At 44.4% G+C, this 26,894-nt stretch carries 20 protein-coding genes and 2 tRNA genes; 6 read left to right on the forward strand and 16 right to left on the reverse strand.

What is annotated here, in order from left to right; all coding sequences use genetic code 11:
• Positions 1-6: 6 nt before the first annotated feature.
• From infB to rlmE, 10 genes are all read right to left on the reverse strand, one after another.
• Positions 7-2,697, reverse strand: coding sequence for a translation initiation factor IF-2 (gene infB / locus ACMAZD_RS14110; RefSeq protein WP_435247688.1), 2,691 nt, complete (start codon positions 2,695-2,697; stop codon positions 7-9).
• 22 nt (positions 2,698-2,719) lie between these two features.
• The gene (nusA, locus tag ACMAZD_RS14115) at positions 2,720-4,207 is read right to left on the reverse strand and encodes a transcription termination factor NusA (protein WP_065103003.1); all 1,488 of its coding nucleotides are present in this window, start codon (positions 4,205-4,207) and stop codon (positions 2,720-2,722) included.
• 35 nt (positions 4,208-4,242) lie between these two features.
• Positions 4,243-4,698: a ribosome maturation factor RimP gene (rimP, locus tag ACMAZD_RS14120; RefSeq protein WP_004734501.1), complete on the reverse strand. Its 456-nt coding sequence runs from the start codon at positions 4,696-4,698 to the stop codon at positions 4,243-4,245.
• A gap of 235 nt (positions 4,699-4,933) precedes the next feature.
• Positions 4,934-5,010 (reverse strand) — tRNA-Met (locus ACMAZD_RS14125).
• 53 nt (positions 5,011-5,063) lie between these two features.
• Positions 5,064-5,148: transfer RNA gene (locus ACMAZD_RS14130), tRNA-Leu, on the reverse strand.
• 16 nt (positions 5,149-5,164) lie between these two features.
• Positions 5,165-5,497 (reverse strand): preprotein translocase subunit SecG, encoded by a 333-nt coding sequence (gene secG, locus ACMAZD_RS14135; protein ID WP_435247689.1) that lies wholly within the window; start codon positions 5,495-5,497, stop codon positions 5,165-5,167.
• A gap of 278 nt (positions 5,498-5,775) precedes the next feature.
• Positions 5,776-7,116, reverse strand: coding sequence for a phosphoglucosamine mutase (gene glmM / locus ACMAZD_RS14140; RefSeq protein ID WP_435247690.1), 1,341 nt, complete (start codon positions 7,114-7,116; stop codon positions 5,776-5,778).
• A 22-nt stretch (positions 7,117-7,138) separates the two neighbouring features.
• A complete protein-coding gene (gene folP, locus ACMAZD_RS14145) occupies positions 7,139-7,969 on the reverse strand; it encodes a dihydropteroate synthase (protein WP_435247691.1) in 831 nt (276 codons plus the stop codon).
• A gap of 89 nt (positions 7,970-8,058) precedes the next feature.
• The gene (ftsH, locus tag ACMAZD_RS14150) at positions 8,059-10,029 is read right to left on the reverse strand and encodes an ATP-dependent zinc metalloprotease FtsH (protein ID WP_435247692.1); all 1,971 of its coding nucleotides are present in this window, start codon (positions 10,027-10,029) and stop codon (positions 8,059-8,061) included.
• A gap of 107 nt (positions 10,030-10,136) precedes the next feature.
• Positions 10,137-10,766, reverse strand: a complete 630-nt coding sequence (gene rlmE / locus ACMAZD_RS14155; RefSeq protein ID WP_017106934.1) for a 23S rRNA (uridine(2552)-2'-O)-methyltransferase RlmE — start codon at positions 10,764-10,766, stop codon at positions 10,137-10,139.
• A gap of 114 nt (positions 10,767-10,880) precedes the next feature.
• Between rlmE and yhbY the strand changes: the two genes are divergently transcribed.
• Positions 10,881-11,177: a ribosome assembly RNA-binding protein YhbY gene (gene yhbY / locus ACMAZD_RS14160; protein ID WP_004738252.1), complete on the forward strand. Its 297-nt coding sequence runs from the start codon at positions 10,881-10,883 to the stop codon at positions 11,175-11,177.
• A 125-nt stretch (positions 11,178-11,302) separates the two neighbouring features.
• Here the strand turns inward: yhbY and greA are convergent, their stop codons facing one another.
• Entirely contained in the window at positions 11,303-11,776 is a 474-nt protein-coding gene (greA, locus tag ACMAZD_RS14165) for a transcription elongation factor GreA (RefSeq protein WP_017079993.1), read from the reverse strand.
• 515 nt (positions 11,777-12,291) lie between these two features.
• Between greA and ACMAZD_RS14170 the strand changes: the two genes are divergently transcribed.
• Positions 12,292-13,305 (forward strand): porin, encoded by a 1,014-nt coding sequence (locus tag ACMAZD_RS14170; RefSeq protein ID WP_435247693.1) that lies wholly within the window; start codon positions 12,292-12,294, stop codon positions 13,303-13,305.
• Positions 13,306-13,425: 120 nt separating this feature from the next.
• Positions 13,426-14,859 carry a serine-type D-Ala-D-Ala carboxypeptidase gene (gene dacB / locus ACMAZD_RS14175; RefSeq protein ID WP_435247694.1) on the forward strand — a complete coding sequence of 478 codons (1,434 nt, stop codon included), beginning with the start codon at positions 13,426-13,428 and terminating at the stop codon, positions 14,857-14,859.
• 108 nt (positions 14,860-14,967) lie between these two features.
• Here dacB and ACMAZD_RS14180 read toward each other — a convergent pair whose 3' ends face one another.
• Together ACMAZD_RS14180 and tyrS are read right to left on the reverse strand one after the other, a co-directional pair.
• Positions 14,968-15,813 carry a magnesium transporter gene (locus ACMAZD_RS14180; RefSeq protein ID WP_435247695.1) on the reverse strand — a complete coding sequence of 282 codons (846 nt, stop codon included), beginning with the start codon at positions 15,811-15,813 and terminating at the stop codon, positions 14,968-14,970.
• Between the two features lie 426 nt (positions 15,814-16,239).
• On the reverse strand, positions 16,240-17,427 hold the full coding sequence (gene tyrS / locus ACMAZD_RS14185) for a tyrosine--tRNA ligase (protein WP_435247696.1): 1,188 nt from the start codon (positions 17,425-17,427) through the stop codon (positions 16,240-16,242).
• A gap of 129 nt (positions 17,428-17,556) precedes the next feature.
• Here tyrS and ACMAZD_RS14190 point away from each other — a divergent pair, with 129 nt between their 5' ends.
• On the forward strand, positions 17,557-18,846 hold the full coding sequence (locus ACMAZD_RS14190; protein ID WP_435247697.1) for a peptidoglycan DD-metalloendopeptidase family protein: 1,290 nt from the start codon (positions 17,557-17,559) through the stop codon (positions 18,844-18,846).
• 133 nt (positions 18,847-18,979) lie between these two features.
• Positions 18,980-20,287, forward strand: a complete 1,308-nt coding sequence (locus ACMAZD_RS14195; protein WP_435247567.1) for an IS4 family transposase — start codon at positions 18,980-18,982, stop codon at positions 20,285-20,287.
• Positions 20,288-20,340: 53 nt separating this feature from the next.
• On the opposite strand, the gene ACMAZD_RS14200 is transcribed toward ACMAZD_RS14195, so the two are convergent.
• From ACMAZD_RS14200 to erpA, 3 genes are all read right to left on the reverse strand, one after another.
• Positions 20,341-23,454, reverse strand: a complete 3,114-nt coding sequence (locus tag ACMAZD_RS14200; protein WP_435247698.1) for an efflux RND transporter permease subunit — start codon at positions 23,452-23,454, stop codon at positions 20,341-20,343.
• Positions 23,455-23,464: 10 nt separating this feature from the next.
• Positions 23,465-24,589 carry an efflux RND transporter periplasmic adaptor subunit gene (locus ACMAZD_RS14205; protein ID WP_435247699.1) on the reverse strand — a complete coding sequence of 375 codons (1,125 nt, stop codon included), beginning with the start codon at positions 24,587-24,589 and terminating at the stop codon, positions 23,465-23,467.
• Positions 24,590-24,929: 340 nt separating this feature from the next.
• Positions 24,930-25,271: an iron-sulfur cluster insertion protein ErpA gene (gene erpA, locus ACMAZD_RS14210; protein ID WP_004734539.1), complete on the reverse strand. Its 342-nt coding sequence runs from the start codon at positions 25,269-25,271 to the stop codon at positions 24,930-24,932.
• Positions 25,272-25,567: 296 nt separating this feature from the next.
• On the opposite strand from erpA, the gene hemL reads away from it, so the two are divergent.
• Entirely contained in the window at positions 25,568-26,863 is a 1,296-nt protein-coding gene (gene hemL / locus ACMAZD_RS14215) for a glutamate-1-semialdehyde 2,1-aminomutase (RefSeq protein WP_435247700.1), read from the forward strand.
• The last annotated feature ends 31 nt before the right edge of the window (positions 26,864-26,894 follow it).

Below are 26,894 nucleotides of genomic sequence, written 5' to 3' on the forward strand. Positions count from 1 at the left end.
GACTGATTAGTCTAGAGTACGTTGTACTTCAACAATTTCGAATACTTCGATCTGGTCACCAACGCGAACGTCGTTGTAGTTCTTAACGCCGATACCACACTCGTAACCATTTTTAACTTCTTGAACGTCATCTTTAAAGCGACGAAGTGACTCTAGTTCACCTTCGTAGATAACAACGTTTTCGCGAAGTACGCGGATTGGGTTGCTACGCTTAATAGTACCTTCAGTAACGATACAACCAGCGATTGCACCAAGTTTAGGCGACTTAAATACGTCACGAACTTGAGCAAGACCAATGATCTCTTGACGGAATTCAGGAGCAAGCATACCACCCATTGCCTGTTTAACTTCGTCGATCAGTTGGTAAATGATTGAGTAGTAACGTAGATCTAGGTTTTCATTCTGAACAGTACCGCGCGCAGTTGCGTCAGCACGTACGTTGAAACCAAGGATGATAGCGTTAGAAGCTGCTGCAAGCGTTGCATCAGTTTCCGTAATACCACCAACACCAGAACCTACGATGTTCACTTTAACTTCGTCAGTTGACAATTTCAGTAGAGAGTCAGCAATCGCTTCTACAGAACCTTGAACGTCAGCTTTAAGTACAACGTTAAGTTCAGCAACTTCACCAGCCGTCATGTTCGCGAACATGTTTTCTAGTTTCGCTTTTTGTTGGCGAGCTAGTTTAACATCACGGAATTTACCTTGACGATAGTTTGCAACTTCACGCGCTTTACGCTCATCACGTACAACAGTCGCTTCATCACCTGAAGCAGGAACGCCAGAAAGACCTAGAATCTCTACAGGGATAGATGGACCTGCAGTTTCGATGTCTTTACCGTTTTCATCACGCATTGCACGAACACGGCCGTACTCTTGACCACAAAGAACGATGTCGCCTTTGTTTAGAGTACCAGACTGTACTAGTACTGTTGCAACTGGACCGCGACCTTTATCAAGACGAGATTCAACAACAACACCAGATGCCATGCCTTCTTTAACCGCTGTAAGCTCAAGAACTTCAGACTGAAGAAGGATAGCTTCTAGAAGACCATCAATGTTTGTACCCTGCTTTGCAGAGATGTGAACGAAGATGTTCTCACCGCCCCATTCTTCAGGGATAACGTCGTATTGAGCTAGCTCATTCTTAACGTTGTCTGGGTTTGCACCCTCTTTGTCGATCTTGTTCACAGCAACAATCAGAGGAACGCCTGCCGCTTTCGCGTGCTGGATTGCTTCGATTGTTTGTGGCATTACGCCATCGTCTGCTGCAACAACAAGTACAACGATATCTGTCGCTTGAGCACCACGAGCACGCATAGCAGTAAACGCCGCGTGTCCAGGAGTATCAAGGAACGTGATCATGCCGTTGTCAGTATCTACGTGGTAAGCACCAATGTGCTGCGTGATACCGCCCGCTTCGCCAGAAGCAACGTGTGCTTTACGAATGTAATCAAGTGTAGAAGTTTTACCGTGGTCAACGTGACCCATGATAGTAACAACAGGAGCACGACCTTCTGCGATAGCATCGCTATCACGGTCAGCTAGCACTGCTTCTTCTAATTCGTTTTCTTTGCGAAGGATAACCTTGTGGCCCATTTCTTCAGCAACAAGTTGTGCTGTTTCTTGGTCGATCACTTGGTTGATAGTCGCCATAGCGCCCATCTTCATCATCACTTTGATTACTTCAGTTGCTTTTACTGACATTTTGCTAGCCAGTTCAGACACAACGATAGTTTCGCCGATAGCAACATCAGATTTCGCAACAGTTGCTGACTTATCGAAGCCTTGTTGCATTGAAGTTGGTTTAGCTAGCTTACCTTTACCGCCACGACCACGTTGGTTACGACCACCACGGTTGTTGCCAGGTTGAGCTGCTGGAGCAGGTTTCTTCTTGCGACGACGAGGAGCTTTCTCATCTTTTTTATCAGCCGCATCTTCTGCTTCACGAGCATAAGTAGAAGTAGTCACATGGTAATCCGCAGATTTCTCTTGCTCTTTCTTCTTCTTCTCTTCTTCAGACCAACGTTCTTGGTTTTCTTCTGCTAACTTACGAGCTTCTTCAACAAGCTTAGCTGCTTCAGCTTCTGCTTTACGAGTTGCTTCTTGCTCTTGACGAGCTTTTAGTTCATCCGCTTCTTTTTTCGCTTGTGCGTTAGCGTCTGCATTTTTTGAATTCATGTCTTTTTTAGCCTTATCAGCTTGTGCGCGTTGAGCCTTCTCTTCAGCTTCACGTTTTGCATCCGCTTCACGTGTTACTTTTGCTTCGGCTTCGCGCTGTGCTTTCTCTGCAGCATCACGTTTCGCTTGCTCTTCAGCATCGCGTTGTGCTTTCTCTTCCGCTTCACGATTAGCTGCATCCTCAGCCTCACGTTTCGCTTCATCTTCAATAGCGCTGCGCTTCACGTAAGTACGTTTTTTACGTACCTCTACTTGAACATCCTTACTCTTACCGCCTCCAGCGGCAACACTTAGCGTGCTGCGGGTCTTGCGTTGAAGAGTTAAACGAGTCGGTTCTGTTTCACCAGAAGTATCGCCGTGCTCCTTTTTAAGGTGCGTTAGCAATGTTTGCTTCTCTGAATCAGTCACTTGATCCGACCCTGCTTTCTTCATGCCTGCATCAGCAAGTTGTTCAATTAAGCGGTCAACTGGCGTACCAATCTCTTCACTCAGTGCTTTAACTGTTAATTGTGTCATACCGCTCTCTCTCCTTGCTGAATTATTCTTCGTCGCCGAACCAACAGATGTTACGCGCAGCCATAATCAGCTCACCCGCACGCTCTGCAGTTAGGTCTTCGATGCCTTCTAGTTCATCAACGCCTTGGTCAGCTAGGTCTTCCAATGTAGCAACGCCTTTTGCAGCTAGCTTGTAAGCCATTTCACGCTCAAGACCTTCAAGTGCAAGTAAGTCTTCAGCAGGCTCAACACCATCGAAAGTTTCTTCTTTCGCTAGCGCTAGAGTAGTCAGTGCGTCTTTTGCGCGGTTACGTAGTTCTTCGACGATACCTTCGTCTAAACCGTCCACTTCAAGAAGCTCGTTTACAGGAACGTACGCGACTTCTTCAAGCGTAGAGAAGCCTTCTTCAACAAGCATTTGAGCAAAGTCTTCTTCGATGTCTAGGTGCTTCATGAAGTTTTCAATTGAAGCCACGGCTTCTTCTTGGTGCTTCTTCTGAAGATCTTCAACAGTCATTACGTTCAGTTCCCAACCAGTCAGTTGAGATGCTAGACGCACGTTTTGACCGCTACGACCGATAGCTTGCGCTAGGTTGTCAGCTTCAACTGCGATGTCCATTGAATGTGTATCTTCATCAACAATGATAGAAGCTACATCAGCAGGAGCCATTGCGTTGATTACGAATTGTGCCGGGTTATCGTCCCAAAGCACGATATCGATACGCTCACCGCCAAGGTCGTTAGAAACAGCTTGTACACGCGCACCACGCATACCAACACACGCACCAACAGGGTCAATACGTTTGTCGTTTGTTTTAACAGCGATTTTAGCACGAGAACCAGCATCACGTGCAGCACCTTTAAGTTCAATTAGCTCTTCGCCAATCTCAGGCACTTCAACGCGGAATAGTTCAGCTAGCATTTCAGGCTTAGAGCGAGTAATGAACAACTGGAAGCCGCGAGCTTCTGGCTTAACTGCGTATAGAAGACCACGAACACGGTCACCAGGACGGAAGTTTTCACGAGGAAGCTGGTCATCACGAAGGATTACCGCTTCAGCGTTGCTACCTAGGTCTAGGATAATAGTGTCACGGTTTACTTTCTTAACAACACCAGTAACTAGCTCACCTTCGTTATCGATGAACTGCTCAACGATTTGAGCACGCTCAGCTTCACGTACTTTCTGTACGATAACTTGTTTAGCCGTTTGAGTCGTAATACGGTCAAACGTTACTGATTCGATGTCATCTTCAATGAAACCGCCAAGTTCGATCTCTGGATCATCGTACTTCGCAGCTTCAATAGAGATTTCTTTTGTTGGGAATTCAACTTCCTCAACAGCTTCCCAACGGCGGAAAGTTTCGAAATTACCCGTTTTACGGTCAATTTCAACACGAACTTCAATTTCTAGTTCGCTTTTCTTTTTTGTTGCCGTTGCAAGCGCGATTTCAAGCGCTTCAAAAATACGCTCACGAGGAACTGCTTTCTCATTAGAAACAGCTTCTACTACCGCCAAAATTTCTTTGTTCATTAATCTAGCCTCTTAAGCTCATCTCTCTAGGAGAACTAAAATTTAGGGATCAGGTTAGCTTTCGCAATATTGCTCAGGACGAATTCTTCTTCTTGTCCTTCAACCAATACTTTTACTGTCTCGCCTTCAATAGATTGGATATCACCTTTCCATTTACGACGGTTGCCGACAGCCATTTTCAAAACGATGCTTACCTCGTGACCAATAAATTGTTGGTAATGCTCTGCTTTGAACAGTGGTCTCTCTAAACCTGGTGAAGAAACTTCAAGGTTATAAGCCACTGAAATTGGATCTTCAACGTCCATTACGGCACTTACTTGGTGACTAACTTCAGAGCAATCGTCTACATTGATACCATTTGGTGAATCGATGTAAATACGTAGCGTTGAGTGCTCACCAGCACGAATAAATTCTAATCCAACTAACTCATAACCTGATGCTGCTACTGGAGCGTCAAGCATTTCAGTAAGTTGTCTTTCTAAACCAGTCATTTAACCACTCCAGAAACAAAAAAAGGGCTCAAAGCCCAATTTAAATTCCAAGCAAACATTATCTAAATTGCATTTACAAATGCTTAGATAACAAAAAACCCCGTATAAGCCGGGGTTTTTGTTGCTGGACCCTTATATGTTAAGTGCCATCAAATTTGATATTACACTTAACTCACAGTGAGGTTCACACTGTGCAAACTTGCTACCAATACATGCTATATAATAGCATTAAAATTGGTTGCGGGAGCCGGATTTGAACCGACGACCTTCGGGTTATGAGCCCGACGAGCTACCAAACTGCTCCATCCCGCGTCCGACTTGTGAGCATTATACGCCCAACCAGATGTTTTACAAGTTTGTAAACATGGTGCCGAGAGAGGGACTCGAACCCTCACACCCTAAGGCACTAGCACCTCATGCTAGCGTGTCTACCAATTTCACCATCTCGGCATCAAATCTTTGCAGATTATTGTGGAATCTCGTCGCCTTGCGACGGAACTTCACTCACTGCATCTTTAGCTTGCTGAATGACCTGACCTTCGGTCGGGTTAATCCATTGTGACTCAGTTTTATGTGTAGACATATTACCAAGCACTAAGCTAAGGATAAAAAATGTAGTTGCAAAAATTGCAGTCATTCGGGTAAGGAAATTCCCTGAGCCACCAGCACCAAACACAGTGTTTGAAGCGCCAGCACCGAATGAGGCTCCCATATCTGCGCCTTTACCTTGTTGAATCAACACTAGGCCAATTACACCAAGCGCTGCCAACAGGTAAATCACAAGTAGAACTGTAAACATTTTTCCACCTATGTTCCTAATTGTTGAGCCAGCGCCGTTCAAAAAACTATTTTTAAGAACAAGGCTAGCGACCTCCTAACTGAAGGCCGAGCAATACTAGCGAATGCGACGATGACTGACAAGGGGAATTTGCTAAAAAATAAGCCTTTAACAAGCGAGTGGTTAAAAAAAGGGCAAAAGCGACACAAAACTCGTTTGTGTCGCTTTTCACAAAGGCATAAGTTAAACAGACTTAATCACGGGCATCATGATGCACGCCATTGCGACAAACTATTTGATTAGCAATTCGCTTTTACAGCATCAGCAATCTTAAGTGCAGATTTCTGAACAAGATCAGCATCTTCACCTTCAACCATCACTCGTAATAGTGGCTCTGTGCCAGACTTACGTAGTAATACTCGGCCTTTTTCACCAAGCTCAGCTTCCACTTCAACAACAGCCGCTTTAACCGCTTCTGCTTCTAATGGGTTTGAGTCACCGCTGAAACGAACATTTTCTAAAACCTGAGGGTATAACGTCATACCTTGAGAAAGTTCATTCAGTGTCATTTCACTATCAACGACTGAGGCCAACACTTGCAGCGCAGCAACGATGGCATCACCCGTCGTTACTTTATCTAATAGAATCACATGCCCAGAGTTTTCTGCACCGATCTTCCAGCCTTTAGCAAGAAGCTGCTCCATTACATAACGGTCACCTACAGCAGCACGTACAAATGGAATACCTAATTGCTTAAGTCCATTTTCCATACCAAGGTTCGTCATCAATGTACCAACAACACCGCCTTTTAGTTCACCACGACGTAGCGCATCACGAGCAATGATGTAAGCGATTTGGTCGCCATCAACCTTGTTGCCTAGCTCATCAACCATAATAATACGGTCACCGTCGCCATCAAAGCCAAGACCTAATGCGGCTTTCTCTTCAACCACTTTAGTTTGTAGAGCACGCACATCCGTTGCACCGACTTCGTGGTTGATGTTAATGCCATTAGGCTCAACGCCCATTGCAACAACTTCAGCACCCAACTCTTTAAATACAGCAGGTGCGATGTGGTAAGTAGCACCGTGTGCGCAATCAACCACAATTTTCATTCCCGCTAATGTCATTTTGTGCGGGAATGTACTTTTACAAAATTCAATATAACGACCAGCTGCATCATTTAAGCGTACCGCTTTACCCAGTACTGAAGATTCCACGCACTCGATATCTTTGTCTAGTTCAGCTTCGATAGCCAACTCAATTTCATCCGATAATTTAGTTCCTTCAGAAGAGAAGAACTTAATACCGTTATCGTAATATGGGTTGTGCGATGCAGAGATAACAATCCCAGCTTCAGCACGGAAAGTTTGCGTTAGATAAGCAACAGCCGGTGTCGGCATTGGCCCCGTAAACGTAGCCTGAAGGCCCGCAGCAGCTAAGCCAGCTTCTAAAGCAGACTCAAGCATGTAACCAGAAATACGAGTATCTTTACCGATAATCACTTTCTTTGTTCCCTGCTTTGCTAAAACACGCCCCGCAGCCCAGCCAAGCTTCAAAACAAAATCAGGTGTAATTGGGTACTGACCCACTTTACCACGTACGCCATCGGTTCCGAAGTAACGTCTTTTATCAGACATATTGATTTTCCTTAATTATTATTTAGTGATTGTTGTTCATCACTTCAATTATCTTCATCGCTTCCAATGTATCTTCAACATCGTGAACGCGAATAATTTGAGCACCTTTCATCGCAGCAATGGTAGCGCAAGTAACACTTCCTACCATGCAATCTGCTGGTGCTTTATCTAGCAGCTTAAAGATCATCGATTTTCTCGAGATACCCGCTAAGATTGGCAAGCCAAGCGTATGAAATTTTTCAAGGTGAGCTAATAGGTGGTAATTATGTTCTATCGTTTTACCAAAGCCAAAGCCCGGATCGAGAACAAGTCGCGCTTTGGGTATCCCGGCAGCCTCACAAGCCTCAACCCTTTCTTTTAAAAAGTCTTCAACATCCGTGAAAACATCGTCATAGCTAGGGTTAGCTTGCATGGTTCTTGGCTGGCCTTTCATGTGCATCAAACAAACGGGAACTTGAGCTTGAGCGGCAGCTTCTAAAGCGCCCGGCTCTTGCAGAGCTCGCACATCATTGATCAAGTCAGCACCCGCTTCAACGGCTTGACGCATCACTTCCGCTTTGCTGGTATCAATAGAAATCCACACATCAAAATTAGCTCGAATAGCTTTAATTGCGGGGATAACCCTTGATAGTTCATCTTCCAATGCAACTTCAGGCGCCCCTGGGCGGGTAGATTCACCACCGACGTCAATGATACTGACACCTGCTTTGATCATGCGTTCAGCTTGCTGCAATGCTTTCTCTAATGAGTTGAATTGACCACCATCAGAAAATGAATCGGGAGTTACATTAAGGATACCCATCACATGCGGACGGTCTAAAAGGAGAGTTTTGCTGTTTGCTTGTAATATCATGGAAGGCAGGTCTTAAGAGGTTAAAACACTTTGTGCTAGAAACAGAAAAACCCTGAGCGTACTCAGGGTTTTAATTAATAGCTTAGCGATTAAGAATCTTTGTTTTGAGCATCATCTGATTCAGATTTAGCTTCTTCAACTTTTGACTCTTCAACTTTTGGTTCGGCTTTAGCTTCAGACTTTTCCTCAGCTTCAGACTTAGCTTCTTCCTTTGCAGGTTCAGCTTTTGCCTGATCACCCCAACCAGCTGGCTCACGAATGTCAGTCTTACGTTCCATGAGGTCATCAATCTGACCCGCATCGATCGTTTCGTACTTCATCAGCGCATCTTTCATTGAGTGCATCAAATCCATATTATCTTCTAGGATTTGCTTAGCTCGAGCGTAGTTGCGGTCAATAAGAATACGAATTTCTTCATCGATAAGTCGAGTTGTATCGTCAGAAACATGCTTAGCTTGGCTCATGCCGCGACCTAGGAAAACTTCGCCTTCTTCTTCAGCATAAAGAAGAGGACCCAGTTTCTCAGAGAAGCCCCATTGCGTAACCATCTTACGAGCAATATCTGTTGCACGTTCGATATCGTTAGACGCACCAGTCGAAACTTTCTCTTTACCGTAGATAAGTTCTTCAGCAAGACGGCCACCGTACAAGCTAGAAATCATTGACTCTAGATGTTGGCGAGACATGCTTACGCGATCTTGCTCTGGTAGATACATAGTCACACCAAGTGCACGACCACGTGGGATGATTGATACTTTGTACACTGGATCGTGTTCAGGTACCAAACGACCAACAATCGCGTGACCTGCTTCGTGGTAAGCCGTTGATTCTTTCACCTCTTCAGACATTACCATTGAACGGCGCTCTGCACCCATCATGATCTTATCTTTCGCAAGTTCAAACTCAACCATAGATACATTGCGTTTGTTTCCGCGAGCAGCAAATAGAGCAGCTTCGTTAACAAGGTTCGCAAGATCTGCACCAGAGAAACCTGGAGTACCACGAGCAATCAGAGATGGTTCAACATCGCCTGACAGTGGAACTTTACGCATGTGTACTTTAAGAATCTGTTCACGACCACGTACATCAGGCAGACCAACCACAACTTGGCGGTCAAAACGACCTGGACGAAGTAGTGCTGGATCAAGTACGTCTGGACGGTTAGTCGCAGCGATAACAATAATGCCTTCGTTACCCTCGAAACCATCCATCTCAACCAGCATTTGGTTCAGTGTTTGCTCACGTTCATCGTGACCACCACCAACACCAGCGCCACGTTGACGACCTACAGCATCGATTTCATCGATAAAGATGATACAAGGTGCTGCTTTTTTCGCTTGCTCGAACATGTCACGCACACGAGATGCACCAACACCAACGAACATTTCTACGAAGTCAGAACCAGAGATGGTAAAGAATGGTACTTTCGCTTCACCCGCAATTGCTTTTGCAAGCAATGTTTTACCAGTACCAGGAGGACCTACCAACAGGATACCTGTCGGGATCTTACCACCCAGTTTTTGGAAGCGGCTTGGGTCACGAAGGTAATCCACAAGCTCTTTCACGTCTTCTTTTGCTTCGTCACAACCAGCAACATCAGCAAACATCGTTTTGATTTGTTCTTCGCTCATCATTCGAGCTTTGCTCTTACCAAAAGACATTGCGCCTTTACCGCCGCCGCCGCCTTGCATTTGACGCATGAGGAAAATCCACACACCAATCAGTAAGATCATTGGGAACCATGAGATGAAGATAGTGCCAAGCAGGCTCTGCTCTTCAGGTGGTGTACCCTGAACTTTTACGTTTTGATTAATTAAGTCATCAAGTAGCTTTTGATCATAAACAGGCATGTAAGTTACATACTTAGAGCCACCACCACGACGTGTGAAAGTGATTTCGCTGTTATTGAACTGTGCGTCTTGAATCTGGCCTTGGCCAACTTCCTGTACAAACGTGGTGTAATCTACTGCTCTGCCGTTACTTTCCCCAGGGCCGAAGCTCTGGAATACCGACATCAACACTACCGCGATAACAAGCCACAGAATTAAATTTTTTGCCATGTCACTCAAGGTGTAAGCCTCTCGATAACTAATTGTAATTAAAGGTAGGGTACTACAGTTTGTAACCTGTAGCCATGTTGTTAACTCTCACTCTTGGAAGAGAATCGTTAACCTTTGTAACCAGTTGCTACTATAAACACTTCACGAGAGCGAGCTCGAGAAGAGTCGGGTTTTCTAACTTTGACTGTTTTAAACATCTCACGGACGTCCTTAACATATTGGTCAAACCCTTCGCCTTGGAATACTTTTACAACAAAACTACCATTGGTAGCTAGAACTTGTCGACACATATCCAAAGCTAATTCAACCAAATACATAGCTCTTGGTTGGTCTACTGAGTTATTTCCCGCAATGTTAGGTGCCATGTCAGACATAACCACATCAACCATATTAGGTTGAATACGGTCTAACAACGCTTCCAGTACTGCTTCTTCGCGGAAATCACCTTGTAAAAAGCTCACTCCAGCGATTGGGTCCATAGGTAACAAGTCACACGCAATGATTTGTCCACTGTCACCAATAATCTTAGCAGCATATTGAGACCAACCGCCAGGAGCTGCACCCAAATCCACAACAGTCATCGCAGGAGACAACAATTTATCTTTCGCTTGAATCTCTTCCATTTTGAAATAAGCACGTGAACGATAGCCTTTTTTTCTCGCCTCATTTGCGTACTTGTCGTCGAAGTGTTCCTTCAACCAACGGCCTGAACTGGCCGAGTGTTTCTGTTTGCTCATTGGATACCTAAATTGGAGGAAAGTACTAATTGCTGAATAAATTATAGTCTTCAGCATTAGATGGCGTTAAAATAGGTTTTTTCAACCCTAATACTAAAGAAAATTGGCCGCGTAATGAACCTAAGTACCAAACAAAAGCAGCATCTAAAGGGCCTAGCTCACAGTTTAAAACCTGTAGTGCTAATGGGCGCAAATGGACTTACTGAAGCTGTTCTAGCGGAAATCGAATTAGCTCTAGACCACCACGAACTGATCAAGATTAAAGTAGCATCAGAAGACCGTGAGACTAAGCAACTGATTATCGATGCAATTGTACGTGAAACTAAAGCTGAGAAAGTACAAACTATCGGTAAAGTTCTTGTGCTGTTCCGTCAGTCTGAAGCACGTAAAATCGAGATTCCACGCAAATAAGCTAGTTTGTCATCAAGCTAGCTCCGCAACAAGAAAGCCACTGTGCTTATCTTTTAGTGTAGCGTGAGAAACGAAAAAGGTCGCATTAGCGACCTTTTTACTTATTAGAACCAAAGTAAATTCAATTAGATGTATTCTACTTTGTCGATTTCGAAGTCTTTATCGCCGCCAGGTGTAGAGATAATAACCTCGTCACCTTCCATCTTACCAATCAAACCACGAGCGATCGGTGATTTCACCGAAATGCGGCCAGTTTTGATTTCAGCTTCATCTTCAGAAACGATTTGGTAACGGAACTCTTCATCAGTATCTACGTCAATCAAAGTAACTGTAGTACCAAAGATAACCTTACCTGTGTTATCCATTTGAGTTACGTCGATGATCTGAGCGAGTGATAGCTTGTATTCGATATCTCGAATTTGAGCTTCACAGATACCCTGCTCTTCACGAGCGGCATGATATTCAGCGTTCTCTTTCAAGTCACCTAGTTCACGTGCTTCACCAATAGCTGCTGAAATAATAGGACGTAGCTTAAGTAGGCGATCTAATTCGTCACGTAGCTTCTGAGCGCCACGTACTGTCATTGGAACCTTTTCCATTTTTTACCTCTATGCCAAAGCTTTCTTTGGCCAACATAAATCCACCCAACATACTTATTGGGTGATAGAAACAAAACGATTTGGCTTAGTGTAAACAAACTTGATGGCTAAATCACCTTTATTCCACTTTGTATTATAAAAGCTTTATCTAGGTCTAAATTACAGACATCACAAAAATGAATATTACCTCCCCCATCAATAAGTCAGCAAATAAATACCTAAAAAAAACAAAAACAAACTAAATAAACACAGATCACACTTTCATAAAAAGGAAATAAAAACAACAACTTAAATAACATAAAATACAATAAAACAGTGTTCAGTATTTTTATTGATATCATTTTACTAACTTACGGTGGAACTTTAGGGGTAAAAAGTACCCCATGAATTGCTCTGGCAAGTTTCACGCTTTTGTTCTAAGCATGATTATGAAGCTTGATTAATACGAGCAATACACAAAAAGGATTCAAATCCTTGATAAATACCTTTATGGACAGTAATTAGGAATTAATAACATGAACAAGACTATGATCGCGCTTGCTGTATCTGCTGCAGCTCTTGCTACTGGCGCTAACGCGGCAGAACTATACAACCAAGACGGTACGTCTCTAGACATGGGTGGCCGCGCTGAAGCTCGTCTATCTATGAAAGATGGAAAAGCGTCTGACGAATCACGTATCCGTCTTAACTTCCTAGGTAAAGTTGATATCCAAGACGGCCTATACGGTGTTGGTTTCTACGAAGGTGAGTTTACTACTGCAGATGCAGATGCAGACGAAGATACAGGTGATAACGGTTCAGACATTGACAACCGTTACACATACGCTGGTCTTGGCGGTACATTCGGTGAAGTGACTTACGGTAAAAACGACGGCGCACTGGGCGTAATCACAGACTTCACGGATATCATGGCATACCACGGTAACAGTGCTGCATATAAGGTTGCTTCAGCTGACCGTGCAGACAACATGTTATCTTACAAAGGTCAATTCCAAGATCTAGGCGTAAAAGCGAGCTACCGTTTTTCTGACCGCATCGAAGACAAGAACACAGGCACTATCTCTGAAACAGATCTCGATGGCTACTCTCTATCTGGTGTGTATGCTTTCGGTACATCTGGCTTCAAACTAGGTGCTGGCTATGCTGACCAAAACGAAGGCAAAAACGCATCTAAAGACGAGTACATGGTTGCGGGTTCATACGAGTTAAATGAGTTATACTTTGCTGCGACTGTTGTAATGGGTACAGACAAAGATGGTTCTAACAAGACTGACAAAACAGGTTACGAGTTAGCAGCTGCTTATACACTAGACCAAACTGTATTCAGCACAACCTACAATAAACTTGAAGCAGAAACATCAGGTGACAAGTCGGATGAGGCTGACAACCTAGCGGTTGATGCAACTTACTACTTCAAGCCTAACTTCCGTGGCTACGTATCATACAACTTCAACCTACTAGACAAGAAAGAAGTTGGTAAATTGGATGCTGAAGACGAGCTAGCTCTAGGTCTACGTTACGACTTCTAATTTTGACTATCTAATTGTTTAATTAGTTAATTAGTTAATTGAGAATCAAAACGCCCGCTATCTAGCGGGCGTTTTTTATATCTGTATACTGAAAAAATAAGCCATCCAAAAAAATCTTCTATGCGCCTTCTACCTACTTTACTTCTATGTAGTTTTTCCATTAGCGTTTTCTCACTTAACGCTTTCGCATACGCCCCTTTAGACAAACTGCCCGATGGCAGTAGCACAAGCCTAATCTTAGAATCATTAAGTGGCCGTCCAAATAAAATGAATACCAACAGTGATGGCTTTTATCCACCAGCCAGCACGTTAAAACTGGTGACGGCTTTAGCGGCTAAATTAGAGCTGGGCGACAACTTTTATTACACCACCAGCATTACTCGATCTGGTAGTGATTCAATCATTTCATTTAGCGGCGACCCAACGCTACAACGTGAACAGCTAGCAAACCTGTTAGTTCAGTACGCTACGTCTCAATCCAAAACCATCAAAGGCAACTTATACCTCGATAACTCGGCTTATACAGGCTATCAACGAGCGGTTGGTTGGCCTTGGGACATTCTAGGCGTTTGTTACAGCGCGCCTTCGAGTGCGATGACATTAGACAGCAATTGCGCACAAGCCTCTATTTATACGAAAGATAACGGTACAACACGCGTCTATATCCCTGCACATTATTCGATAGACGTGACAACCACCGCAGCCACCGTAACCCGCTCAGGGCAGAAGGCCACACAATGCGACTTAGAGCTCATTACTACTCCAGACAACGCTTACAAGCTCTCTGGTTGCTTAGTTGAGCGTAAAAAACCATTACCGCTCAAGTTTGCGATTCAAAATCCAGAGCTTTATACCTACCAAGTCGTGACCTCACTGCTTAAAGAGCTGAAAATTCAAGTTAATGGCGATGTGATTGTGGGTAAAAAATCGAAAGCAAACAAAACAACGTTAGTCGCGAGCCACTATTCTGAAAAGCTTCCTGAACTGCTCGATACCATGCTGAAGAAGTCTGACAATCTAATAGCAGACAACCTAACCAAAACACTGGGTGCAACGTTTTATGTCCAACCGGGCAGCTTCAATAATGGCACCGAAGCGATAAAGCAGATCTTACTGACTAAGGCCAACATTGACCTCAGCAAAGCGCAGCTCGTTGATGGTTCTGGTTTATCTAGAAACAACCGGATGAGATCGCAGACCATGGCTAAAGTGCTTCGTTATATCTGGGAAAACGACTCACAGCTCAACCTAATCGAGGCCATGCCGACATCTGGCACTGATGGCACGCTCAAATATCGTCAAAGCATGCGAAAGGCACCAATCCAAGGCAATATTATTGCGAAGAGTGGTTCTTTGTACGGTAGCTACAACATGGCGGGGTTTGGTTTAGACAAGTCAGGTAATCCAAATTCGATCTTCGTGCAGTTTGTGCGTGATTACTTCCCTGATAAGCCAGACCCAGATAAACCAGTCGAAGCACCTATTACCCAGTTTGAACGTGCTTTCTACACAGATGTCGTTGAATTCAGTCAAACACAGAGCAAATCTCAATAGCGATTGACTTGTAAAAGGCTGTTAATTAGATTAATAAAAATGGCGCTGAAAATCTTAAATCTTCAGCGCCATTTTTTTCTAAGGTGTTTTTAGCTATTTTTATAGGAGCTAAGCAATACCGAGGAATGAGTTAACGACTGTAAAATAAATCCACATCCCTGAAATATCCACTATCGAAGCCAGTACTGGGCTCACCAGCACCGCAGGATCTAACTTAAACAACCGAGCAACAATCGGCAGTCCAGCGCCTAGCACGGTTGATATTGTCACTTGAATAAACAGAGCGACAGCAATCGCGTAGGCAATCATATTAATATCGTAACCACCCGTTGATTGGGTGTCACTAAACAGTAAGATGCGGCCTATCATCACCAAGGCAATCGCAAGCGCCAAGCAGGTGGCAACTCTAAGTTCTTTCCATAAAACGTTCGCCCACTGGCGTTTCTTCAACTCTCCCGTGGCTAAGGCCCTAATGACCAAAGTCGCCGCTTGTGTGCCTGTATTACCACCCGCAGCAGCGATTACCGGCATATAAATCGCTAGAAGTACTAGCTGGCTAAGAATGTCTTCATACTGAGCAATGATAAGCCCGGAGACTATACCCAGCAGCGCTAAGGCAATAATCCAACCGATACGCTGCCTAACATGGCTAAGCACTCCAGTTGAAAGGTAACCCTGTTGCGGTTCAACCTCTGAATAGATCAGCCCTAGTTGGTGGGCTAGATGTCGCGAGCGCTTCTCAAAACCTTGCTCCTCTAACTCACTAAGTAGAACTTGAATCGTACTTAAAGAGCATTGCCCTAATACAAGTACTGCATCTTCAAGCGGCATACGGTTCAAAAGGTTAATTTGTTGCTCACGTCCGTACTGTTGAAAGGCATTCGATACAGCTTGAATGTCTTGCTCTGAGTACAGAGCTTCAATAGATAAAAAAGTGTTGTTCATTACCGTCATGTCGAATCTCCCGATTGGCAAAGGTAACGACCATCAAAACAAGTAGCCTGTGGCTAATACTTCAAGAGCATAAAGCTGTGCACACTAAGAGCGTATAATTCTATAACTCAAGCATATATAGCTACGCGCACCAAGAGCTTAAAGCACTGATGTGTCTACTTGTTAGAATCTAGTGTGTGGAAAAGAATGAGGGGGAAAACTAAGATACCCTACCTGAACGGTAGGACAATAAATCAATACCGAGACAGATTATTCTTCTCCATTCAAACTAGGAGGATGGTCGGTATTGTTCATAAAAATCTCCAGAATTACTGTCAATATGACAGCGCGCATAGTGTAGCAATACACGTTCAAAAACTTCGTCAACTTTGTGTCAATAAAAAAGGCATCCGTGGATGCCTTTTGTCCAATTATTGGTATGCGTTATTACTTAATAGTAATACGAGCAAACTTACGCTTACCGACTTGGTAAACTGCAGTACCGGCTTCAGGTACAAACTTGCTGTCTTCAATCTTCTCGCCTTCAAGCTTAGCAGCGCCTTGCTTGATCATACGCATCGCATCAGAAGTAGAGTTTACAAGACCCGCTTCTTTTAGAACGTTCGCAATTGGCAGGCCAGCTTCGAATTCGAATTCAGGCATGTCATCTGGTACTTGGTTCTTAGCAAAACGGTTAACGAACTCTTGCTCAGCCGCATCTGCATCGGCTTCACTGTGGAAACGAGCAATGATCTCTTTCGCCAGAAGTACTTTAACGTCACGAGGGTTTTTGCCCGCTTCAACGCCAGCTTTCAGTTCCGCAATTTCTTCAAGTGGACGGAAAGACAATAGCTCGTAGTAACTCCACATTAGATCGTCAGAGATAGACATGATCTTGCCAAACATCTCGCTTGGTGCTTCGCTAATACCGATGTAGTTGTGCGCAGACTTAGACATCTTCTTAACGCCGTCTAGACCAACAAGTAATGGCATCATCAGTACCGCTTGTGGTTTTTGACCTGCGGCTTTTTGCAGTTCACGCCCCATTAGAAGGTTAAACTTCTGATCAGTACCACCAAGCTCAACATCACTCTCTAGTGCAACAGAGTCGTGACCTTGTAGAAGTGGGTACATGAATTCATGGATTGCGATCGGTTGACCACCAGCGTAACGCTTTTTAAAGTCATCACGCTCAAGCATACGAGCAACAGTTTGGTTAGAAGCAAGACGAATCATGCCTTCTGCACCAAGCTCAGATAACCACTCAGAGTTGAAACGAATTTGCGTTTTCGCTGGGTCTAGAATCTTGAATACTTGTTCTTTGTAAGTTTCAGCATTCTTCAATACGTCTTCACGGCTTAGCGGTGGACGCGTTGAGTTCTTACCAGATGGGTCACCAACCATTGCAGTGAAATCACCGATAAGGAATGTCACTTCATGACCAAGCTCTTGGAAAGCACGAAGCTTGTTAAAGATAACCGTATGGCCTAAGTGGATATCTGGAGCAGTTGGATCAGCACCCAGCTTAATGCGTAAAGGACGACCTTCTTTTAATTTAGCAATCAGTTCGTCTTCTGGAATCAGTTCTTCTACGCCACGTTTGATCTCGGCTAGTGCAGCTTCAATACTCGCCATTCTTGTTCACTCCCACAGATTTGGCAAAAATATAATAATTAGACATCTTACTTGAATAGCGATGTATTTTGAAACCAGTTACACTATTCCGTCGTCGATTTTCATCATATTTACAGAACGAACCGGAACATGTTGTCTATTTTTGCACGCCTTCCTATTTTGCACCGGGCTTTTATCGCATTTTTTAGTGCCGTAATTTTCGTCGCGATCTTCTTACTCCCCGATGTCAACAGTTTGCGTGACGATACGGGCGCTTTAGTGGTGGGGAAACATTACCCACTGACTATCAATGCATCCACGCTTGTTAGCTCAAGTGACGCACCGCCGACGGCAGTGCTTAATTGGGAGAAATACACCGTTCGTTCTGGCGAAAGCACCTCTGTCTTATTTGAACGTATTGGCCTCTCATACCGCTTGCTGATCACGCTACTCAATACCAATAACGATATTAAGAAGCAGCTGTCTAATTTAAGACCTGGCGATGTATTGCAGTTTGGCTTCGATGAGAACAACGACCTTATTCAGTTAAAACGACAACTTAGTGCGTTTGAAAGCTTCAAGATCACTAAGTCTGGCGATTCTTTCTCATCAAGTTTCGACAAAAAAGAAGTGGCCTATCAATACAACTACGCCGAAGCCAATATTACCTCTAACTTCTGGAATGCAGGTGTCAGTGCCGGCCTAACTGCCAATCAAATCATGGAACTTGCGGGTATCTTTGGTTGGGATATCGACTTTGCATTGGATATTCGTAAGAACGACAGCTTTAAAATCTTATATCAAGAGAAAGTGGTTGAAGGCGAAGTGATCGGCCGTGGCAAAATCATGGCTGCTATTTTTACCAACCAAGGCGATTCATTTACTGCGGTATTGGACGATAAAAGCGGTAACTACTACGACGAAAACGGCCGAGCGATGAAGAAAGCCTTCCTGCGCTCTCCTATCGATTTTCGTCGTGTAACCTCGAACTTCAACCCTCGTCGTAAGCACCCAGTCACCGGCAAAGTGCGCCCGCACCGCGGTACCGACTATGCAGCCCCTGTTGGTACACCTATCTGGGCAGCAGGTGATGGTATCGTACAGAAATCTGGCTACAACCAGTTCAACGGTAACTACGTGTTCATCCGACACAGCAGTACTTACATCACTAAGTACCTGCATATGAAGAGGCGCATGGTAAAAACAGGCCAGCGAGTCAAGCAAGGCCAAACCATTGGTACTTTGGGTGGTACAGGTCGTGTTACTGGCCCGCACTTACATTACGAATTCTTGGTTAATGGCGTACATAAGAATGCGCGTACCGTGAAATTGCCGCAATCGAAGTCGTTAACCGGTAAAGCAAAAGCAACCTTCATCGCTAACTCTGAGATTCGACTTAATAACCTAGAGCGGTACGGTCAGTTGCTAGCAACCAATTAGGCTAGAACACTATAAGCCAACAAAAAGAGCGCCCATCAAGGCTAATGCCGATCAGTTAAAGCCAAAGTGATCGGTTGAACGATCCTCCAGAACTGTCAAAATCCAAGTGTATTTAATGCACTTGGATTTTTTTATGGATGTTTCCCAAGCTCTAAACATAATTAATGATTGGAAACCTAGCAACGTTGAAACTTTGTCTGACTTGCTTCCAATTGACCTCATCGATGAAGCTTATTCTCTTACTGATACTGTCACTATGAGAAAGAGGAAATTAACTCTAGAATCCATGGTTTGGTTACTTGTTGGAATGGCTATCTACAACAATAAATCCATGAAAAACTTAGTTAACCAGCTCGATATTGTCGACCGTACAGGTAAAGCTTTTGTCGCACCGAGCGCGTTGACTCAACGACGAAAGACGTTGGGTGAAGACGCAATTAAAGCGGTCTTTGAGCGAATGACAACCTCATGGTTAAAAAGTGCAAAGTTACCCCAGTGGAATGGATTAACGCTGCTTGGCGTCGATGGAGTTGTTTGGCGAACGCCCGATAATCCACAAAATGAAAATGCATTTTCTCGACAAAAAGGGACACAATATCCGCAAGTGAGAATGGTCTGCCAAATGGAACTAAGCAGTCACATAATCACGGCCAGTGCCTTTGATAATTACAATACAAACGAAATGGTATTAGCTGAAAAACTGATAGAAAAAACACCGAATCATAGTGTGACAATGTTCGATAAGGGTTTCTATTCTTTAGGTTTATTACATAAATGGCAAGACTCTGGCTCAGAGCGCCATTGGCTTATCCCCCTCAAGAAAAATACACAATATGATATTGTTCAATCTTTAGGGCGAAATGACAAACTGGTTCAACTACATAGTAATCCAAGAGCGAGAAAGCTATGGCCTGATTTACCAAAGTCGATAACCGCTCGACTTGTCACTCGTAAAATTAAAGGAAAAGACTACCAAGTATTAACTTCCATGACGGACTCTCTGCGTTACCCATCAAAAGATATTGTAGGCCTCTATGAGCATCGTTGGGAAATAGAGTTAGGTTACCGAGAACAAAAACAATACATGCTTGGAAACCGTCTTACGCTGCGAAGTCGTTTACCGGAGCTGGTAAAGCAGGAGTTATGGGGCATCTTGCTTACTTACAATTTAATCCGATATCAGATGGTCGAGCTTTGCTTCAATTTAAAGGGAAATTATCTTCCCTATCAACTGAGTTTTAACGGCACATTGGCTCATGTATCAGCGTTACTTGTAGGCTTACCTTACTCAACACCAGGCGCAATACCTCGGCAGTTAAAGGGGTTCCACAACATGGCTGAAAGCTTAATACTTGAAGGGCGAAGGGAAAGAACATTCCCTAGAAAAGTTAAACCTAGACCACAACGATATGCTAAGAACAAAAATGCCGTTCACTCTTAAGTGAACGGCATTAGCCCATCAAGGCGCTCTTTTTATTTCCATCGAACTAGTATTTACCGTTCATCGTCGTTGCTTTGGATCATATCGGGTTTCTTGTCTCGCCCTAGCATCAGCAAGCAAGGCGTCAGCACCAAGGTTAGTAACGTCGCAAATGCCAAACCTCCAGCAATCGCCGTAGCGAGTTGCGACCACCATTGGGTACTCGGGGCACCAAACTCTATTTTTTGGTTAATCAGATCGATGTTCATCTCTAACACCATCGGCATCAAACCTAAAATGGTGGTAACAGTAGTCAACATTACCGGCCTTAAACGCTGAACACCGGTTCTTAGAATTGCATCTCGCTTATCCAAGCCTCTTTTGATTAGCTGATTATAGGTATCGATCAGCACGATATTGTTGTTCACCACAATCCCAGCCAACGCAATCACCCCAATACCGGACATCACAATGCCAAACGGACGCTGGAAGATAAGCAAGCCCACAAACACACCAACCGTTGAGAACAGCACCGCACTAAGAATCAAAAACGCTTGATAGAAGCTATTGAACTGAGTAATCAGAATCAACGCCATGACTGCAAGAGCAACAATGAATGCACTTTGTAAGAAGGCTGAAGAGTTTTCTTGTTCTTCATTCTGACCACGGATACGAAACTCAACGCTACTCGGCAGCCCTAACTCACTCAGCGACTGTTCGATCTTTGGTAGCTCAAGGGCAAGGTTATAGCCCTCTTCCATATCCGCCATGATGTTCACCACACGCTTACCATCGAGACGCTTAATCGTGTCTTGCTTATGGTCAGGAACAATCTGCGCGAAGTTAGTAATCGGCACTAAGCCTGCTGGCGTTTTTACTCTCAACTGGTCAAAGCGCCCGATATCCCTCTTGTCATTTGGATAACGAACCAAGATATCGACCTCTTCTGATGAATCATCAGGCAGGTAATCACCAATCTTCAATCCATTAGTGACGAATTGAACGGTATTGCCCACCAAGGTTGCATCAGCAGCAAAGCGGGCGGCATCGTCGCGGCGAATATCCACTTTCCAATCGATGCCGCCTTTGCTTGCTGTATCGCTGATATTAGTCAGCGCTTGATTTCCATCCGCCCAGCTTCTGACGATCTTAGCCGCCTGATTGAGCTGTTCTAGCGTTTTAGCCGAGAGCTCAATCACTAAGTCATTTTCAACCGGAGGCCCTGCATCTGGAAACTTATACTCAATCTCAACACCAGCGTATTGATCGGTTTGCACTTTTAATTCATCAATGATCGCCTTAACACTGCGACGGTATTGCCAATCCACAGGGGTGATCGATATCAAACCAATTTGGTCGTCACCACCAGTACGAGTATAAACGGTATCGAACTCGTCATGATTTAGCATCATCTGTTCAATATCGCGCATGATGACATCTTTCTCTTGGATGGATAGATCACCATGAGAACGAACTTTGACGTTAAAGAATGGCGGATCAACTTCTGGGAAGAACTCTGCACCTAGACCTGCCTTTGAGTAAGTAAATCCAACCGCAACCGCGAGTAATATGGCACTGAAAAGAATCTTAAAGGGATGCTTAATCGCAATCGACAACGTGTGATAGTACGCTTTGGTGAAGCCTGTCGCTTGTGAAAAATCACCATTATGCAGTGCCACCATTCGCGCTTGGCTTTTGGGCGATACATATTGAGGTTTACCAATCAACCCACCGAGTACAGGCACAAACAACAACGCCATAATCAATGAAGCAGTTAAGGTTGCAATCAACGTTAATGGCAGGAACTTCATGAATTCGCCCGTTACATCCGGCCAAAACAGTAACGGAGCAAATGCAGCCAAGGTTGTAGCCGTTGATGCCGTTATTGGCCACGCCATCCGTTTCGCTGCATCTCGGTAAGCGGCTTTACGCTCTTCACCTTCTTGCATCCGCCTGTCGGCAAACTCGGTAACCACAATTGCGCCATCGACCAACATACCAACCGCCATGATCAACGAGAATAGCACCACGATGTTGACGGTTAGACCAAACACAGACAACACCAACAATCCCGTGAGGAATGATCCAGGAATTGAAATTCCGACCAATAGCGCGGTTCGAACACCAAGAATGGCGATGATCACGATCACCACTAAAATGATGGCGGATAAGATATTGTTTTGAAGATCGTTGAGCATGATCTTCACATCTTTAGATTCATCCCAGGTGTATTTGACCAATAGGTTATTTGGCCATTCAGCTTGCTGCTGAGCACCAACCATTACCGCTTTGACTAGCTCAACGGTTTCAATGATGTTTTCACCCGCACGTTTCTTGATATCCAAGACAACCGCGGATTTACCATCTAAACGGGCAAAGCTTTCAGGATCTCGAAACGCTCGACGAACCGTGGCGACATCGCCAAAGGTTACTACCTGTTTACCATCAACTTTGATTGGCAATTCAAGTACGTCTTTTAAGGAGTTAAACACAGAAGGGACTTTGACAGAAAAACGCCCGTAACCTGTATCAACAAAGCCTGCGGCCACTACTCGGTTATTCAAAGCAATCAGATTATAGATGTCCGCTTGATTTAGGCTGTAACTCTCCATCAATAATGGATCAATGATGATTTCCACGATGTCATCGCGATCGCCTGCAATGTCGACTTCAAGGATCTGACGATAGCTTTCGAGTTTATCTCCGAGCTCTCGAGCGATTTGTACTATGGTGCGCTCAGGTACGGTACCAAACAGAACCACTGACAACACAGGCTGCTCAGAAGCGAGGGTAACTTCATTTACAGTCGGCTCATCGCTATCTTCTGGCAATTTGGGCTTAGCCAGATCAACAGCGTCACGAACATCAGCCATCGCTTTAGTAAGATCGACGCCAACATTAAACTCTAACACCACAGAGGCGTGCCCTTCTGCTGCGGTTGCTGTCATCTCTTTTACGCCTTCGATTGACCTAAGCTCTTGTTCAATGGGTCGAACCAATAAACGTTCTGCATCCGTTGGCGAGATCCCTTGGTGCCCGACCGAAACATAGATAATTGGGATGGTAATGTCTGGACTCGATTCCTTGGGTATCGTGATATAGGTGACGACACCGGCGACAAGGATTAACGCTAAAAGGGAGAGCATTGTTCGAGCGCGAGACAAGGCTGCATCAATAATAGAATACATCGGTTATCTCCTACTCTGCGGTTACGTTAGAGAGTTGAGCGCCTTGCTCAATAGCAATCACAGAGTCACCATCACGTACAAACCCTTGGCCGACTGTGATGATGTCGACGCGTTGCCCAAGTCCTGTGAGCCAAACTCCATCTTGCTCTGCCTTGACTAGCTGAATACCTACAAATTTCACGGTTGGTGAGTCATCGACTGAAACTAAAGTTTTGACCCCAAGGTTACCTGCCTCATCCAGTGCCAGCATGGCAGGTGTAATCTTGATTGCATCTCTTGTTTCTAGGTTGAGTGTTACTTCTGCACTGACACCTGCAGGTAATAGGCCTTTGGAGTTATCGATTTCAATCTCTATTGGGAAGGTATTGGTAGCAGCAGAAGAGATACGAGAAACATAGCGTAAGCGGCCTTCCGCTTCTTCTCGCCCTAACAAGCGAACCAAAGCAGATTGATTGACTAGCAAATGCTGGATATGACGCTCACTGACATCGGCCTCAATAACCAAAGGATCGAGGTCAATCACGCCAGCAACAGGATCGCCAACACCAACGAAATCACCGAGCTCCACCATCAAATCTTGAACCACACCCGAAAAAGGCGAAATAATCACAGTATTCTTTAAAGCCAATTCCGCATTGCGCTTCATGGCCTTTGCTTCCGTTAGTGAAGCCTCTGCGGTGGTATAAGCTATCTCGCCTTGCAACCCTCTTTTCTTCAAAGACTGCGCCGCTTTGAATTCCTTCTGTTTCAAACGATATAAAGCCGAAGCTCGCTCTAGCTGAATCTCTAAGTCACCTTTATCTATCTGAGCAATGGCTTGCCCTACTTTAACGGTATCGCCTTTCACAACGTTCAACCTAACAATCTTGCCCGCAACTTCCGCTCCCAATCGAGCATGTCTATCGGGTGCTGTGCGACCATAAAGCTCTATGGTTTTAAAGGTGGGGGATGAAGTGAATGTTTGAAAGGAAACCTTAGCCAACGGAATTTCTGTCGCTTTTTTTTCTGGCGACTCTTCCGCTTGCCCCACTCCTAAACCAAGCCAAATCGACAACAGCACAACTAGAACCAGAGAAACCAACCAAGGCTGCTTCAGTTTCTGAAAAAATGGAGAGTTAGAAAATAGAGTGGACATGACAAATCCTTTTCTGGCGCATTAGCTGCATTAATTGGCTCAAAAGCATCCCATGCTACTTACTGATATAAATAAGTAATATTAACAGGTCAGATAAAATAAAGTTGAGGACGCTATCGACAGTTTAAAAAATACGTCGAACTTTAAAATTGAAGTGAATGCTTTGAAAAATAATCGATTAAATATCGGGGCAAGCACTTATTTCGAGGTAAAAGCCTCGCAGTCGACCGCGAGGCTTAACTTACTGCGGCTATTTGAGGAGTCTGTAAACACAAAAACGCCGAACCTAGGTTCAGCGTTTGCAGTGTTTCTAATGTAGCTTCAGCTTTTTCAGTTCAAGCTAGACGCTGAATGATGCGCCACAACCACATGTTGTTGTCGCGTTCGGGTTGTTCACAAAGAAACGTGCGCCTTCTAGGCCTTCAGTGTAATCAACCATGCCGCCCATTAAGTACTGTAGGCTCATTGGGTCAACAACCAGCGTAACACCGCTGTTTACAATAGTAGTGTCGCCATCATTTACTTTTTCATCAAATGTGAAGCCATATTGGAAACCACTACAACCGCCACCTGTAATGTATACACGCAGTTTTAGTTCTGGGTTTTCTTCTTCAGCAATTAGCGTTTGTACGCGTGTAGCTGCTGCATCAGAAAAAGACAATGGGATATTTACTTCGCTCACGACAACCTCTCTTACCTATGTCAAAAACAACATGATACAAATCTAATTCGAGACCATAGTTGTTGAGTATTTTTTTATATTATGGTGATTATCTAATACCTGACTGAAACGTTCAAGTATTCACCACAGGATCGCTCCTTTTACTGTCGTAAACTCGCCCATATCTGACAATTAAAACGTGTAACCACACAAAACAACCAGATTCGGGGGATTATATCGGCGAAAGCATTCCTAGTTGGATTCTGGATAGGTACAATGCGTGCCAATTGGTCCGACAGTCAAAAGAGGATATATCAATGACCAAATCAGCAGAACTGTATCAAAAGGCACAGCAAACTATTCCAGGTGGCGTTAACTCTCCAGTGCGCGCTTTTAACGGTGTAGGTGGCTCTCCAATCTTCGTTGATAGAGCTGACGGCCCACTTCTTTTTGATGCTGATGGGAAAGCATATATCGATTACGTTGGTTCTTGGGGCCCAATGATCCTTGGTCACAACCACGCAGCTATCCGTGAAGCTGTCATTGATGCAGCGCAACGCGGCCTTAGCTTCGGAGCTCCAACCGAAACTGAAATCAAAATGGCTGAACTTGTCTCTGAGATGGTTCCATCAATGGAGCAGCTGCGTATGGTGAGCTCAGGTACAGAAGCAACAATGAGTGCGATTCGTCTTGCTCGTGGCTTTACTGGTCGTGACAAAATTCTTAAGTTTGAAGGCTGTTACCACGGTCACGCAGACAGCCTACTAGTAAAAGCAGGTTCTGGCGCACTGACTTTAGGTCAACCAAGCTCTCCTGGCGTACCAGCTGATTTTGCTAAGCTAACACTAACGGCAACATTCAATAACCTAGATTCTGTACGTGAAATTTTCGCGGCAAATAAAGGTGAAATCGCATGTATCATCGTTGAGCCAGTAGCGGGTAACATGAACTGCATCCCTCCAGTCGAAGGCTTCCACGAAGGTCTGCGTGAAATCTGTGACCAAGAAGGTGCGTTGCTAATCTTTGATGAAGTAATGACAGGTTTCCGCGTTGCTGAAGGTTGTGCTCAGGCTTACTACAACATCAAGCCAGACCTAACGTGTCTTGGTAAAGTGATTGGCGGCGGCATGCCTGTGGGTGCTTTCGGTGGTCGTAAAGACGTGATGCAATACATCGCACCAACTGGCCCTGTTTACCAAGCGGGTACGCTTTCAGGTAACCCTGTTGCTATGGCAGCTGGCTACGCTTGTTTGAACCTTCTAAAAGAAGAAGGCAACGAGAAGCGTCTAGCTTCAAAAACTAAGCAGTTGGCTAATGGCTTCAAGCAACTTGCAGACAAGCACGGTATTCCAATGCTAGTTCACCAAGTTGGCGGTATGTTTGGTTTCTTCTTCACAGACCAAGAAACAGTAACCTGCTACGAAGATGTCACTAAGTGTGATGTCGAACGCTTCAAGCGCTTCTTCCATCTAATGTTAGAGCACGGTGTTTACCTTGCACCTTCAGCATTCGAAGCAAGCTTTACTTCTCTTGCTCATGGTTCAAAAGAACTGGATGCAACACTAGAAGCTGCTGATCGCTCTCTTGCGATCATTGCTGCTGAAAGCAAATAGTCGAAAGCACTTTATAAGTCGCTAACCGATT

The organism is Vibrio sp. nBUS_14 (genome assembly GCF_051201655.1).
Taxonomy (GTDB): domain Bacteria; phylum Pseudomonadota; class Gammaproteobacteria; order Enterobacterales; family Vibrionaceae; genus Vibrio.

Excerpts from the sequence above, each read along its gene's own strand:
- infB (WP_435247688.1), bottom strand. The coding sequence starts at position 2,697 with ATGACACAATTAACAGTTAAAGCACTGAGTGAAGAGATTGGTACGCCA.
- nusA (WP_065103003.1), bottom strand. The coding sequence starts at position 4,207 with ATGAACAAAGAAATTTTGGCGGTAGTAGAAGCTGTTTCTAATGAGAAA.
- rimP (WP_004734501.1), bottom strand. The coding sequence starts at position 4,698 with ATGACTGGTTTAGAAAGACAACTTACTGAAATGCTTGACGCTCCAGTA.
- secG (WP_435247689.1), bottom strand. The coding sequence starts at position 5,497 with ATGTTTACAGTTCTACTTGTGATTTACCTGTTGGCAGCGCTTGGTGTA.
- glmM (WP_435247690.1), bottom strand. The coding sequence starts at position 7,116 with ATGTCTGATAAAAGACGTTACTTCGGAACCGATGGCGTACGTGGTAAA.
- folP (WP_435247691.1), bottom strand. The coding sequence starts at position 7,969 with ATGATATTACAAGCAAACAGCAAAACTCTCCTTTTAGACCGTCCGCAT.
- ftsH (WP_435247692.1), bottom strand. The coding sequence starts at position 10,029 with ATGGCAAAAAATTTAATTCTGTGGCTTGTTATCGCGGTAGTGTTGATG.
- rlmE (WP_017106934.1), bottom strand. The coding sequence starts at position 10,766 with ATGAGCAAACAGAAACACTCGGCCAGTTCAGGCCGTTGGTTGAAGGAA.
- yhbY (WP_004738252.1), top strand. The coding sequence starts at position 10,881 with ATGAACCTAAGTACCAAACAAAAGCAGCATCTAAAGGGCCTAGCTCAC.
- greA (WP_017079993.1), bottom strand. The coding sequence starts at position 11,776 with ATGGAAAAGGTTCCAATGACAGTACGTGGCGCTCAGAAGCTACGTGAC.
- ACMAZD_RS14170 (WP_435247693.1), top strand. The coding sequence starts at position 12,292 with ATGAACAAGACTATGATCGCGCTTGCTGTATCTGCTGCAGCTCTTGCT.
- dacB (WP_435247694.1), top strand. The coding sequence starts at position 13,426 with ATGCGCCTTCTACCTACTTTACTTCTATGTAGTTTTTCCATTAGCGTT.
- ACMAZD_RS14180 (WP_435247695.1), bottom strand. The coding sequence starts at position 15,813 with ATGACGGTAATGAACAACACTTTTTTATCTATTGAAGCTCTGTACTCA.
- tyrS (WP_435247696.1), bottom strand. The coding sequence starts at position 17,427 with ATGGCGAGTATTGAAGCTGCACTAGCCGAGATCAAACGTGGCGTAGAA.
- ACMAZD_RS14190 (WP_435247697.1), top strand. The coding sequence starts at position 17,557 with ATGTTGTCTATTTTTGCACGCCTTCCTATTTTGCACCGGGCTTTTATC.
- ACMAZD_RS14195 (WP_435247567.1), top strand. The coding sequence starts at position 18,980 with ATGGATGTTTCCCAAGCTCTAAACATAATTAATGATTGGAAACCTAGC.
- ACMAZD_RS14200 (WP_435247698.1), bottom strand. The coding sequence starts at position 23,454 with ATGTATTCTATTATTGATGCAGCCTTGTCTCGCGCTCGAACAATGCTC.
- ACMAZD_RS14205 (WP_435247699.1), bottom strand. The coding sequence starts at position 24,589 with ATGTCCACTCTATTTTCTAACTCTCCATTTTTTCAGAAACTGAAGCAG.
- hemL (WP_435247700.1), top strand. The coding sequence starts at position 25,568 with ATGACCAAATCAGCAGAACTGTATCAAAAGGCACAGCAAACTATTCCA.